Consider the following 13,615-nt stretch of genomic DNA (forward strand, 5'->3'; position numbering starts at 1 on the left):
CTGCTCATTTGTTTCAGTCTCTTTTATTGAATGTCGAAATATTTCACAATCTCATCGAGCAGTAGATTAGCCGCCTTGTAGCCTCCGGCCGTATTCCAAATCGCTTCATCTACTTGAACGACTTTGTTATTTTTCACGACCTCCAGGTTTTTGAACAGCGGATCATTCATCCACTCTTCCACTACTTTAGCCGCATCCGTCTTTCCTGCTGCTTCCGTTACGAAGTAGAACAATACGTCCCCGTCCATCTTCGGAATGCTTTCTTTAGTCATGACTTCAATAAAGGAATCCACATCCTGGGATTCTGGACGGGCAAAGCCGAGCTGTTCAAGTAGCACACCAGAGAACGTCTGCTTCTGGTAAATGCGCACTTGGGAAGCCGAGAAGCGGGCTACGGACACTTTCGTTGCCGCTTTATCGCCAATTTTCGCTTTCACCTCAGCGACGCGCTTATCGAATTCCTCCATCGCTTTGTCGCCTTCATCCTGTTTATTCACTGCTTGGCTATATAGCTTGAAGTTAATTTTCCAATCGCCGCCCAAATCTTCTGCGAATACAGTAGGTGCAATCTGGTTCAGCTGCTCGTAAATTTTCTCTTGTCTCACCTTGTTCCCGATAATTAAATCCGGCTTCAGGCTGGCAATCAGCTCGATGTTCGGCTGCAATTCATCGCCGACAACCGTCACATCCGCCATTTCCGTTTTAATATGCTCGTACCATGGATCGCCGATCCACGATTGAACCGCGCCAACCGGCTTAATGCCTACCGCAAGCAACGCCTCTGTTCCTTCATTCGTCAAAATAACGACACGCTCCGGCGTTCCCGTCAAGGTCACCTCGCCCATCGCATGCTTAATGACGCGGGAAGCGTCCGCTGTAGCCGTATCGGTAGAAGCTGGCGAAGCAGCTGCCGCATTGCTGCTTGGCGAAGCCGAGCTCGTATTTGTCGTCGCGTTCGTGCTTGGTGTACCTGCTCCGCAGGCGCTAAGCAGAAGTGTAAAGCAAATAAGCACCGCTGCCATCATCGATATTTTTGATTCTCTGTACATAAATAAAGGCCCCTCTTCCTTGTAGTGAGAATGATTTTCATAACCATACTCACTATACCGTTTGAGCCTTCGCGGGACAAGGGCATATCTTGAACCGGGTACAGGATTATTTTGAACCTTTGCTTTGTATTGCCCCAGCGACATGCCGGTATGTTTTTTGAATAAGCGATTAAAATAGCTGTCATCCGGAAAGCCGACGCTTTCGGCAATTTCCTGCAGCGTCGCCTCCGTTCCAAGCAGCAGCTCCTTCGCCTTGCCGATGCGCAGCGCAATCAAATAGTCGATCGGACTTTGTCCAATCGCCTGCTTGAACTTGCGGGACAAATAGCTGACGCTGCAATCCAGCAGCTCGGCAAGCTCGTCAAGCGCAATACGCTTCGCGTAATGCTCCTGCATGTAGCGAATGGCTTGCGAGACGTAGTCCGCTTTTTGCACATGAATATCTTGATTGGATAGCTGCTGAAATAATTCATGAATGAATTGGTAGAACATCGTCTTAATATATAGTTGATCCAGCACGTTCGGATGCTGCCATTCCCGCTCCATGCGCTGGATTTTATCGAGCAAAGCAATTGGCTGGCGGGAAACAAAGCTATATTGCAGTTGAAACGGATTATGCTGCTCCATTAACTGAACCAGTTCCTGACGGCTCGGCAGCGGCAGCACCGCTTTGTACAAAATCAGGTAATATTCGAGCCCATCATCCGGCACAATGTCCAGACACATGCCCTTCCCGCCATGCAGCATATGAAAACGCTCCACCAGCACCGTCTTGCCATCCAGCCGCACTTCAGCATGGCCACGAGTCGTATACAAAAAAGCGCTCGCCGGCAGACGATAAGAACGCAGCTCCTCCCCTCGCGTCATGATCGTATGCCGCACGTCCATCACGCGGATGGAGGCTTGGTTCCACAGCAATATATGCTCACTCTGATTCAAAGTGCCCTATCCTTCCTTTCCTCATGCTGCTAGTATGCAACCATGTCGATCCCCATCGAATGTTCTTGTCCTCCTATTATAAGTGATAATAATTCTCACACACAATGGTTGATTGTGAAATCATGCGAAGTGTTTATCGGAAGGAAGGAAAAAATAAAGGCTTTCCCGAATGATAAATATTAAGGAAAGCCTACATTTAGAAGGAGGGATGAACGTGGACGCATCTAATCAGAAGCCTGATCAAGACCGGGCAAGCGATTTGCCCAATATCGGAAAGCCCGCAACACGCGCGCTCACTGCAGCCGGATACGTGCAGCTGGAGCAATTCACAAACCTCACCGAGGCAGAGTTGCTGAAGCTGCACGGAGTCGGGCCTAAAGCAATAAGGATCATCCGGGAAGCGCTCGCTGCCAACGGACAATCCTTTGCTGAACAAGCGTAAACGGCCGATAGCCATCCTCTGGCGGTATAGCTAACGTTTCGCGGTGAAAAATAAGCGCAGTATAAGAGGGATACTTATACTCCGCTTATTTTCAAAAAAACTAATTACTGCTGTTGCAGATCGGTTATGAACGCTCGTCGATTAGCTTCTCTAAAAACTGGGCGAACGATTGCGCATACACTTCGACATCCCCAACGTGGTAGCCCTCGCGCATGACCTCGCCCTCATTTTCTCCGCCCCAAGCCGTCCTATCAAAAAAATAAGCTTCTGCCTGCAAACCATTTTATCGCAGTAGGCTGCTCCAGTTTATTTTTCAGGGATGGGTACATGATTCCCTTCCTCATCTATCTAGTCTGTCTCGTCTACATCGTCAGTCTCGTCTGTCGCGAGCTTCAACGCTGCATGAAACATCTCGAAATTTTCGCACAAAACGGATAGATTGCCTTCCATCAGCTCTTCAACCGTTGTATTCTCGCTTTGCGCCTCCGATTCCGCATCCTCTAAACAGAGAGCCATTTCATGATCGATATATAAAAGGCCAGGGCTCTCATTCGACTCGCGATAATCAAAAATAAGCCAGTCTCCGCTGCTGATGCTCCATGCGAATGGAATTAATTTGCGCGGCTGAAGGACAACCTCGGCTATCGCTTCGAGATTTTCAGCATAGGAAGCATCCAGCTTAATAAACCGAATGCCCCAAGCGGTGTAGCCGTTAAAATCGACGAGGTTGTATTCTGTATTAGGATTAGCAGACTGCAACTCATCCGTTGTCATAAATGCCTTATACGCTGCTGGAAAAGCAAGCTGTAGCGATTGTTCAATATCATGAATGTCCGATAGCTGCTGAGAAATATCCATCTCGTTAATTGCTCACTCCTTATCGGCGTTATGCCTTTTATTTTTTCTTGTTCAACTTTTCTTGTGCTTTCTTCGTATTCTCAGCCACTCTAAATGCGACAATTCTGCTGATCAATTCATAAGGCAGCGGCTTGTCCAGCGGAAACTGAACCGAGCCCTTCGCCCCTTTATATACGGACAATTCCTCTTTGAAGGCTTCAATGCCTCTAGGAGCGGGATAAAATCCGATATGCTTTTTAAACGCTGCAAAATGTACCAAGTTGCCATGCAGCTCAAATGTCGGCATTTGGTAGCTGATTTTCTCCGTCGCTTCCGGCGCCGCCTCTTTAATGACCTTCCGCATCGCCTGCAGCAGCTCTTGGATTTCTTGCGGGAAGCCGGCGATATATTCGTCGATCGTTTCAAACGTCAATTGGTTACCGTCCATCATTAAGCTCCTTTCCATTCATTAATTTCAAAATGATAGCGCCCCAGCCTGTATGATGGATTATAAGTGTAATAGAGACGACGAAAAAAAGGATTGCACTCGCATCTACTTCAAATGACAAGGAAAGCATGAAAGGGCTCCATTTGTTGTTTCAATGAATATACGTATACTATTGATTATACTATTATATCCATTTTTTTCATCCGTAATTAGACCTTAATCTAACACTAAGGTAGATTCATGCTCTTCGCTTCAGAAGATTACTCCTGCACAGAGACAGGTTTGGCGGACACAGCAGCCGCTATTTCAGCAGAATCACGGTTATGGCACAGGTGGCGGACTCAGGAGCCGCTAATGCGCAGCTTTTAGCCATTTTCACGGGTTGAGGAGGTCAATAGCGGATTTCCTGTCCGCGTGCGGCCTGAAATCGGGGCAAAAACCAGAATAGCGGAATCTGAGTCCTTCAAAAAAGGATATTCCTCCCAGGTATGCACACTCTCAGATACAGTACTCGCAACAACAGCACGTACAGCAACCGTACTCTCAGCAGCCGTACTGCCGGCCACAGTATTTCCAGCCGCTATCGCATGCTGCGTTTCACAAACCTTGAGTCATCAGACGAGATTGGTTTGACATAAGCCGTAGGCAAGCAGCAGCGAGCTGGTTCCGACTTGCATACACAACCTAGATAAGGCCCGTCATCTCCTAGGAGACCACGAGCCTTATATTTTTCACAAAAATAGCGCAAACAGCCTACAGCGCAGCTGTCTCTGTATTTTCAATAATAATCTGCTCTAGTTTCATCTGAACCGGGTTAGCAATGGTATCCCCCACTGGGCATTTGCTCTCTAAAAATTGAACGAAGGCATCCACCTTTTCCTTAGGCGAATCTGTTTTGATCTTGAACGTATAGCGAATGTCGGAATAGCCCGGGCGAACCTCGCTTTTATTGAAAAATCCATCGAGATCCAAATCGCCTTCAACCTCAACCTGGAAATCGTCGAGCTTCACATCAAACTTAGGAGCATACACCCGGGCCACAATAGACTGGCACGCGCCTAATGAGGCAAGCAGCGCTTCTACAGGATTCATCCCCGTATCTGTCCCGCCAAGGCTCTTCGGCTCATCAATAGTCAATTCGAACTGTCTCGCTGTCGCCTTCACTTTAACCCCCTCTTGTAAATGTGCTGTTGCCTTAAACGTTTGTACATTAGCCATTATTAACGCTCCTTATGAATCATATTTTATGTCCGTTCTAAACTCGCTCTATACTCGCACCCAATCCGTTGTCGGAAAATAGCTCTTGCAAGCTAGCATTTCGTCATGCAGACGGTTAAGAACTTCTCGTTCCCGGTCTTTAATCCGGTTCAGATTACTGTTAATCGAATGAAGGATGTCATTGTTATTGGTCTGTCTATATTTCATGAGGGCCACCCGTTGCAGGTTGACGTCCCGCTCGATTGGTTCATAACCGGATAACAGCGTTTCGTCCTTGATGTAGCCTTGGGCCAGCATGAATTCGATTTTCGCCCGCATACACTTCTTGTGCTCCCATAAAATATGCAGCGGCCGGCCGTCGGGCGCTCGGGTTCCATCGGTTACTTTCACTTGCTCCTCCGCTATGTACTGGTACACGTCCATGCCGAAGGCCAGATTGCTCTCATTGGCAAATAGGGTTTTCAGACGATTCGTGGCGCTGAGGTAGTCCTTCAGAAAATAGAGCACGGAATCCGCCGTGAACACATACTTGTGGTCGGTAGCGCGGTATAAGCAAATTCTAGTCTTATATTCTTCGTAATTGCCGTATTCGTCAAAAAAAGCTGCATTATTGAATGCGTTTTCATAATCGTCATAAGAAACGGAGAAGGTCTGATATTTGCCATCCACGAAATTGGTCACCAGATAGCTCTGCTGCTCGCTATCGTACCCGCTGATTAACAAATCATGCGTGAAATTTCTCACCCCAAAAAAGTCGCTGTAGGGCATATAATACTCATTGATGAAAGAGAGAACATGATAGCCTTGTTCAAGACTCGTTTGAATGAAGCGGTGGATGTCCGTTAAGGAATTGACGAGTGAACGGGATATCGCCTGGGTCTCCCGCAGCGGGCAATTATCCAATTGGTAAAAATTCACTGGACAAGCTAGCTCCACGAAATCCTTTGCGCAAAATAATTGGGTGTAATAGCTGTGCATCCACGGTTGGAAGCTCTCGGAATGTCCGATAATACCGAACAAATACGCGTGGTGCAAATAGCCGTAAATAGGTGAATCAGCTAGCGGCAGATGAATTTTCATAGAAACATATCTCCCTTATTCACATTGTATAAATCACCCAATATTGGTAGAGTCGAAGCTATTATCCCACTCCTATTTAGCGCTGTCAATTGGCAAGATTCATACAACGGTATGGTTTGAACTTTCAAAAACAAAGTTAACAACCGGGATTAATATGAATTCTATCATTTCCAAGATTTCACTGTCAATATGATTTCTATTAGGGGGCCCTTTCCATAAAAAAAAGACACTGGAGGGACAACGCCCTCCAATGCCTTTTTCGCTATATTAGGAATGATTCAATTCCGCCTCTATTTTTCGAAAAACGTTATAGCTCCGCCGTGCGACCTCGGAGATTGCAATCGGATGAAAGCCGCTCAGCTCCGCATACAGCGTGTCATTCAGCGGATCAATCCATGACTTCGGCAGCGCTGCCGCGCCAAGCTTCGCGCCCATAATCGAGCCAACCGTCGCGCCATTGCAATCCGTGTCCATGCCGCCATAGACGGCCGTCGTCACGGCCTTCTCGAAATCATCGCCTGCATACACGAGCGACGCCGCGACAAGCGCTGCATTATTGTTCGTGTGCACTGCATCGTAATGGCTGAACGAATTCCAGATTTGGCTCACCAGCTCGCGGTCGCTGCTTGCTTTCTCCGCAATGGAAACCGCTTTGCGCACATCATAAGCCAGTCTGCTCGTTGCCGGAATTTCGCTGAGGCCAATCTCGACAATTCGCTTGCTGTCCTTCTCAACGAAAGCAGCTGCAATCATCGCCGCAACGAACATTTCGCCATAGATGCCGTTCTTCACATGCGAGAACGATGCATCGCGCCAGCCAAGCTCCGCAGCCAGCTCCGGCTTTCCGGCTGCGCCGTAAGCGAGCCCGTCCGCACGGATTTGCGCGCCAATCCACTCTCTGTAAGGGTTCATATGCATCCGCACCCGCTCTAGGCGTTCAGCCCAATCGGCAGGCTTGTCCCCGTTCAGATGAGAGGTCTCATGAGCAAAATTCAAATAAGACTGCGTCTCCGCTGTACAAACCTGGCTGTAGGTCAGGTTTTTGTGCCATAGCTTGCCGATGTCCCAAGAGTCGAAAGCGAGCCCTTTTTGCTCAAGCAGTAAAAGCCCCAGCACCGTATAGCGGATGTCATCATCGCTCTCCATATACTGAATGGTCTCGCTTGTGCTCATGGGCGACCAATCATTCAGCCCCAGCCCATACTGCTCTTTTGCTGCCGATTCGCCCGGTGTATAACCTTTAATCGGCCAAGCGCCAGCGCCGCGAAACCACAGCTCAATATTTTCCCAGCCCGGCCGGCCGTCTTTGCCATACAGATAGTCCCAAAACTCCAATGGCTTGCCTAGCGCACAGCCCACACTGCGTCCGAGCCAGGCACCGTAAAACTTGTCCATCCACTGCTCATCGGTCAAATTCGCTGCCAGCGTTCTTGGCCCTTCGGGGCGCAGCCTGCGGATCTCCTCCAAATCGGAAGGCTCCTCATAAGGGAAATCCGCACTCACTTCCAGTGCAGACAGCTCGTTATAAATCTCCATAAGCGCATCATGGCGTTCACCCGCCGCAGCCAGCTTTTCCGCAAAGCCGTCTACGTTGCAGCCTTCTTCCCCGCGCTGAATAATCTCAAACCGGACAATTTCCTGAAGCTTATCCCAGCCTGCCATAATTAAGCCTGCCCTTTCCGAGCTTTGGCGTTCTCATCATGTACAGCCAGAGCGTCAAAAATCAGCTTAATAAAGGCTTCACGGTCCACATCCATCAACACCTGCACATTCGCCGTTTCATCGGTTTTTTTGCGGCGGTCTGCTACGGTCATGCCTCTCGTCACCCTGCCGTCCGTCTCAATCGAGACGTAATAGCTTTCACTTTGGAACAGCTCCGGGCGAAGCAGCCAAGCAATTGCGCACGGATCATGCAGCGAGCTGCCTTCAAAGCCCAGCTTGCGGCTGTAGATGGAATAGAAGTCCAGCAGCTCGCCTACCATATGGGAAACCTCGCCGCGCTGCTTCAGCGCATCAATATCCTCTTGATAAATAGCCGCCTTATCGGTCACATCCAGACCGCTCATCGTAATCGGCACGCCCGATTCAAACACCATTCGTGCAGCCTCCGGGTCCACGTAAATGTTGAACTCTGCTGTTGACGTGACATTGCCATAGCTGATGCCTCCGCCCATTAGGGAAATCTGCTCGATGTTCTCTTTTACATCGGGGAAGCCTTTGAGCAGCAGCGCAATATTCGTCAGCGGGCCGATCGGCACGAGCGTTACCTTCTGCTCCGAGGAGCGGATAATTTCGACCATCAGCTCAATCGCATGTTTGTTGACCGGCTTAAACCGGGAAGGCGGCAATTCTGGGCCGTCCATGCCCGAATCGCCATGCGCCTCTTCTCCGGTTACGAGCTTGCCTAGCAGCGGTCCGGGCGCGCCTTTCGCCACCGGAATATCTTTATCTATAAAGCTGAGCAGCTTCAGTGCATTATTCGTAATTTTCTCCAGCACCTGATTGCCGCCAACCGTCGTAATCGCCTTTACCTCCAACTGCTGCGGATTGGCAAGTGCGAGCAAAATAGCGATCGCGTCATCATGCCCGGGATCACAGTCGATAATAATCGGTCTAGCCATCGTGTTAATCATCCTTTCACTTTCGTTTTAAAATCTTGGTGAAAAAGAGTCTACGTTGCGTAAAAAAAACCGTTTCCGATCGCCATTGCCCTTGAATTTCTGTGAATTAACCTCTTCGGTAGAAATTCAAGGACAAAAGCGAGCACTATCGTTTCTCCAATCGGTCCTTTTTACTCCACTACGACTTTTTCTCCAATCTTTTAAGCTTTCTATTTCTTTTACGGGATTCGCTGATTGCGTATACGATGAGACCAATAACGGTCGTGACGTATGGGAGTGTGCCGATCAGCTCTGCCGGAATTTTAAGCACCTGAAGCGCATTGGCCAGCGCATCCGCCGCGCCGAACAATAGCGACGTCAGCGTCGTGCCGACCGTCGTGCTGCGCCCCATCGACTCCGCGGCAATCGCAATCCAGCCCCGGCCGGCGGTCATATCCCGCGTGAACAGCGATAGGTAGCCCATCGACATATATGCGCCGCCAAGCCCGGCGAAAAAGCCGCTCAGCAGCAGCGCCGTATACTGCACCTTCACTACGCTGACTCCTACCGACTGGGCAGCCTGCGGATTTTCGCCGACTGAGCGAATGCGCAGGCCGAGCGGCGTTCTTTTCAGCATGTAATACACAATAAAAACCGCCAGTATCGACATATAGGTCAATACATTATGGCCGGAGAAAATCGGTCCCAGCACCGGAATATCCTTAAGCAGCGGAATGTCCACGCTAGGCAGCACCTTGCTCGGAAGCGAGGTCGAGGAGCCTTTGTCCCCGCTTAGCAAATACAAAATAAATACGGTTCCCCCGGAGGCGAACATATTGATCGCGACCCCGCCAAGAATGATATGCGTCTTGAAATGCAGAGTAAAAAAAGCCAGTATGCCGGAAATAAGCGTGCCCGCCATTACCGCGCCCAGCAGCCCCACCCATGAGCTGCCCGTATAAGCGCTGACTACGACGCCTGAAAGGGCCGCCACCAGCATAATGCCCTCAAGTCCAATATTGATAATGCCCGCACGGTTGGAAATGAGTGCTCCTAGTGCCGCGAACAAAATCGGAGTCGTTACCCGGAGGACAGAAAACGCAAATTCAGTCGTGAAAATGACATGAAACAAACTAGACATTACGCTGTGCCTCCTTGAGCAGCATCCGATTTTTCCAGAACTTCAAAAACTGCTCTGCCGAAATCAGCAAAATAATAATCGCCTGCACAATCGAAATCATTTCGGCCGGCACATCGGAGAAACGCGCCATCTGGTCGGCTCCGATTCGGATATAAGCCAGGAAGAGCGCTGCGCCAATGACCGAAAACGGGTTATTTTTCGCCAGCATCGCTACTAGCGCACCATCCAGGCCGTAGCCCGGCAGCGACGACCACTGAAAGCGATTGTACATGCCCAGCACTTCGACCGAGCCGCCCATGCCCGCAATAAAGCCAGCAATTAAATGTACGATAATGATGACCTTGGCCGTCTTCATGCCGGAATAGCCCGCAAATTCGCGATTGGCCCCCGTCATCCTCAGCTCATAGCCCCATTTGGTTTTGTAGAGAAAATAATGCGCGGCTACGATCAGCACCAGCACGATAATCAGTCCCGTATGAATACGCGTGCCCGGTATCAGCTTGGTGAGCATCGCTGTTTTCTCGAACTTAAAGGATACAGCGGCAAAGGCCTGGGCATCGCGCAGCTTATAGTTCAAAATATAAAGCCCGATGCCGAACAAAATATTGTTGAACATCAGCGAGCTGACGAGCTCATTTACATTCCATTTAGCCTTGAGAATACCTGGAATAGCGGATAACACCGCACCGACGAGCGACCCTGCAAGGATAGCCACAATCGGATGCACAAAGCTGTTCAGACTAAGATGAATCGCAAGCGAAGCTGCAACTACCCCGGAAAAATAAAACAGCCCTTCCGCTCCGAGATTGAATAAATTCGCTTTAAACAGCAGCGATACCGCAAGTCCTGTGAACATGAGCGGAATCGCCATTTCAATGACGTTGCCGATATGCCCCTTCGTATTCAGCGGCTCCCATAGAAAGATGCGAATGCTCTCCAGCGGCTGCTCGCTGACAATGGAAATAATAATAAAAGCGAGAACAAGCGCAATCAGAATGACCGCTGTCGTTCGGATGACTTCAAAATATTTTACCTTCATGCTTCCACGGCCCTCCTGATTTGCTGCTCGTCCTGCCGGTTAAGACCCAGCATGTATAATCCGAGCTCTTCCTCGCTTACCATTGACGGCTGTTCCAAATAAGCGACGATTTGTCCTTCATACATGACGAGCAGGCTGTCGCTCAGCTCCAATATTTCGTTCAAATCTGCCGAAATGAGCAGCACGCCGCTGCCGCCATCCCGAAGCTCAATGAGCTTCTGGTGAATAAATTGGGCTGCCCCGATATCGACGCCGCGAGTCGGCTGCTCGGCAATGAGCAAATCCGGCGCTGTCGAGCATTCGCGAGCGACGACGACCTTCTGCATATTGCCGCCTGAAAGCATGCCTATCGGCTGATTCGGGCCCGAGCAGCGCACGCGGAATTCCTCAATGAGAGTGGCCGCAAGCTGCGCTATTTTTTTACTTCTCAAAAAGAGGCCCTTGTTCATCGCTTTCGTATTGTATTGCGTAGAAATCAAATTATCGGAAATGCTCGCGTCTTTGGCTGCCCCTTGGCGCATGCGGTCCTCCGGAATATAGGAAACGCCGAGCGAGCGAATTTTGCGGATATCATAGCCTTGTATGTCCGTGCCTTTAACGGCTACATTTCCGCTGCGCACAGCCAAACTGCCCGTTAAAGCTTCAACGAGCTGCGTTTGCCCATTGCCCTCGACTCCAGCAATGCCAACGATTTCGCCGCCGCGCACCTTGAACGCTACCTTGTCGAGCAGCGCCTTGCCCGTCTCATCCGCCAATGAAAAATCAGTAACAGACAGGATTGGCGCACCGTAAGGCTTCTGCTCCTTGTCATACCTCAGCACGACGTCGCGGCCGACCATCAGCTTGGAAATTTCCTGCTCGGTAACGTCCTTGGTCCAAAAAACGCCTTCGCTTTTGCCTGCGCGCATAATCGTGATTCGGTCGCAAATCGCTTTAACTTCCTTCAGCTTGTGGGAAATAAACACAATCGTATGCCCCTGCTGCTTAAGCTGCGTCAGCTCGCGGAACAGCTCCTCGGTTTCCTGCGGGGTCAGTACGGCCGTCGGCTCATCAAGTATCAGAATCTCGGCGCCACGCAGCAGAGCTTTCAAAATTTCGACCTTCTGCTTCATGCCGACACTAAGGTCCTCAACCTTCGCCTTCGGATTAACGAGCAGATTGTATTTTTTGCTCATCTCCTCAGTCATCCGCACCGCTTCGTTGTAATTAATGCTGACGCCCTTCTTTGGCTCCATGCCCAGCACCATATTTTCCGCAACGGTGAACGAAGGCACCAGCATAAAATGCTGATGGACCATGCCGATGCCATGATCTATCGCATCCTGTGGCGAAGCCAACGACACCTGCTTGCCCCGAAGAATGATTTCGCCTTCGCTCGGCTCTTCCATGCCGAACATCATTTTCATCAGCGTGGATTTGCCGGCGCCATTTTCGCCAACGATTGCGTGTATCTCGCCCTCGGCAAGCGTAAACTGCACCTTCTGGTTGGCGACAACCCCGTTCGGGTAAACCTTCGTAATATTTTTCATTTCGAGCAGCTGATTCGGCATCATCGTAAAACCCCTTTACCTTTCGGAGGTCATTATAAAGAGGCAGCTGGCCTTCTTCCTGATGGAAAGAGAAGAATGACCAACTGCACTAAGCTTTGCGGATCGTTATTATGGTTTAACCGCGTTGCGGATGGCTTCGATTTGCGAAGTTTCCATACCCATCGCATTGTCTACTTTAATCTCTTGCTTAGCCAGCTTTTGCTTGATATCTTCTACTTGCTTCTGCATATCAGCCGTGAAGATCGATTTGTAAATGTCATTTTCAGCAATGCCTACGCCATCTTGATCAAAGCTGAGCACTTGGCGTTGTCCATATTCGAGCGTGCCCTCTTGCGTTTTCTTCACTGCGCCAAGAATAGAGGTATCGATTTTTTTAATAGCAGACGTCACGATCAGATTCGCTTTTTCTTTATCCGTTTCCTGAAGCAGGAACCCTTGGTCGGAGTCAACGCCAATCGCGTAACGCTTCTTGTCCTTCGCTGCATCGAAGATGCCCAGGCCCGTCGCGCCAGCCACGTTGAAAATCACGTCGACGCCAGAGTTGTACTGAATGAGCGACAGCTCCTTGCCTTTCGCCGGGTTCACGAAATCGCCCGCATAGGAAACGGCTACCTTAATGGCAGGATCGACGTATTGTGCCCCTTGGATATAACCAACCAGGAATGCATTAATGCCGGGAATGTCCATGCCGCCGACAAAGCCAATCACATTATCTTTGTTCGCATTTGGAATATCGGACTTCGTCGCAATTGCAGCTACTGCGCCTGCAAGGAAGGAAACCTCGTTCGTTGCGTAAGACATCGCATATACGTTAGCCGGTGTTTCTTCAATATCCGTGTCGTAGTTGATGAATTTTTTGTCCGGATACGTTTCTGCGGTCGCATTAAACATCTCGGTAATTTCAGATCCGCCGGAGATAATAATATCCCAGTCCTGCGCTGCTATATCTTGATAAGTAGGTTCCCACTTCGTTTTGTCTGTTCCCATTTCAATCACTTTCGTATCTGCGCCCAATTCGGATTTAACAAGCGTCAATCCCTTGTTCGCTGCATCAAAGAAAGATTTATCCCCAAGTGTACCCGGTACGAGCAGAACAACCTTCAGCTTCTTATCCCCGCCTGTACTGCCTGAGCCTGCTGCATTGCCGCTGCTTGTCCCCGTATTTCCTCCACCGCAAGCTGCCAGCACCAATAGAACCGAAACCATGAGTAATGCCATCACATTTTTCTTCATTCTCTGTTCCCCCACTCTCTGTCGATTAAAAGACGTGTC

General features: G+C 49.6%; 12 protein-coding genes. 1 reads left to right on the forward strand and 11 read right to left on the reverse strand.

Going from position 1 to position 13,615, the window contains the following annotated elements:
* Positions 1-23: 23 nt before the first annotated feature.
* Positions 24-1,988, reverse strand: a complete 1,965-nt coding sequence (locus BBD42_RS03260; protein ID WP_237163352.1) for an AraC family transcriptional regulator — start codon at positions 1,986-1,988, stop codon at positions 24-26.
* A 214-nt stretch (positions 1,989-2,202) separates the two neighbouring features.
* On the opposite strand from BBD42_RS03260, the gene BBD42_RS03265 reads away from it, so the two are divergent.
* On the forward strand, positions 2,203-2,430 hold the full coding sequence (locus BBD42_RS03265; RefSeq protein WP_237163353.1) for a helix-hairpin-helix domain-containing protein: 228 nt from the start codon (positions 2,203-2,205) through the stop codon (positions 2,428-2,430).
* Between the two features lie 348 nt (positions 2,431-2,778).
* On the opposite strand, the gene BBD42_RS03270 is transcribed toward BBD42_RS03265, so the two are convergent.
* The 10 genes from BBD42_RS03270 to BBD42_RS03315 form a co-directional block, all read right to left on the reverse strand.
* Positions 2,779-3,288, reverse strand: coding sequence for an SMI1/KNR4 family protein (locus BBD42_RS03270; RefSeq protein ID WP_099516974.1), 510 nt, complete (start codon positions 3,286-3,288; stop codon positions 2,779-2,781).
* A 37-nt stretch (positions 3,289-3,325) separates the two neighbouring features.
* Positions 3,326-3,715: an iron chaperone gene (locus BBD42_RS03275; protein WP_099516975.1), complete on the reverse strand. Its 390-nt coding sequence runs from the start codon at positions 3,713-3,715 to the stop codon at positions 3,326-3,328.
* Between the two features lie 753 nt (positions 3,716-4,468).
* Positions 4,469-4,933 (reverse strand): OsmC family protein, encoded by a 465-nt coding sequence (locus BBD42_RS03280; protein ID WP_099516976.1) that lies wholly within the window; start codon positions 4,931-4,933, stop codon positions 4,469-4,471.
* 48 nt (positions 4,934-4,981) lie between these two features.
* Positions 4,982-6,013, reverse strand: coding sequence for a cysteine peptidase family C39 domain-containing protein (locus BBD42_RS03285; protein WP_099516977.1), 1,032 nt, complete (start codon positions 6,011-6,013; stop codon positions 4,982-4,984).
* A 267-nt stretch (positions 6,014-6,280) separates the two neighbouring features.
* Positions 6,281-7,675 (reverse strand): ADP-ribosylglycohydrolase family protein, encoded by a 1,395-nt coding sequence (locus tag BBD42_RS03290; RefSeq protein ID WP_099516978.1) that lies wholly within the window; start codon positions 7,673-7,675, stop codon positions 6,281-6,283.
* A 2-nt stretch (positions 7,676-7,677) separates the two neighbouring features.
* Positions 7,678-8,634 (reverse strand): nucleoside hydrolase, encoded by a 957-nt coding sequence (locus BBD42_RS03295; RefSeq protein WP_099516979.1) that lies wholly within the window; start codon positions 8,632-8,634, stop codon positions 7,678-7,680.
* 178 nt (positions 8,635-8,812) lie between these two features.
* Complete coding sequence (locus BBD42_RS03300; protein WP_099516980.1) at positions 8,813-9,754, reverse strand: ABC transporter permease; 942 nt, start codon at positions 9,752-9,754, stop codon at positions 8,813-8,815.
* On the reverse strand, positions 9,747-10,793 hold the full coding sequence (locus BBD42_RS03305; RefSeq protein ID WP_099516981.1) for an ABC transporter permease: 1,047 nt from the start codon (positions 10,791-10,793) through the stop codon (positions 9,747-9,749). Before BBD42_RS03305 ends, BBD42_RS03300 begins: the two co-directional genes overlap by 8 nt.
* The gene (locus tag BBD42_RS03310; RefSeq protein ID WP_348272587.1) at positions 10,790-12,346 is read right to left on the reverse strand and encodes an ABC transporter ATP-binding protein; all 1,557 of its coding nucleotides are present in this window, start codon (positions 12,344-12,346) and stop codon (positions 10,790-10,792) included. Before BBD42_RS03310 ends, BBD42_RS03305 begins: the two co-directional genes overlap by 4 nt.
* Positions 12,347-12,451: 105 nt before the next feature.
* A complete protein-coding gene (locus BBD42_RS03315; RefSeq protein ID WP_099516982.1) occupies positions 12,452-13,576 on the reverse strand; it encodes a BMP family ABC transporter substrate-binding protein in 1,125 nt (374 codons plus the stop codon).
* Positions 13,577-13,615 lie beyond the last annotated feature (39 nt).

This window comes from Paenibacillus sp. BIHB 4019, from assembly GCF_002741035.1.
Taxonomy (GTDB): domain Bacteria; phylum Bacillota; class Bacilli; order Paenibacillales; family Paenibacillaceae; genus Pristimantibacillus.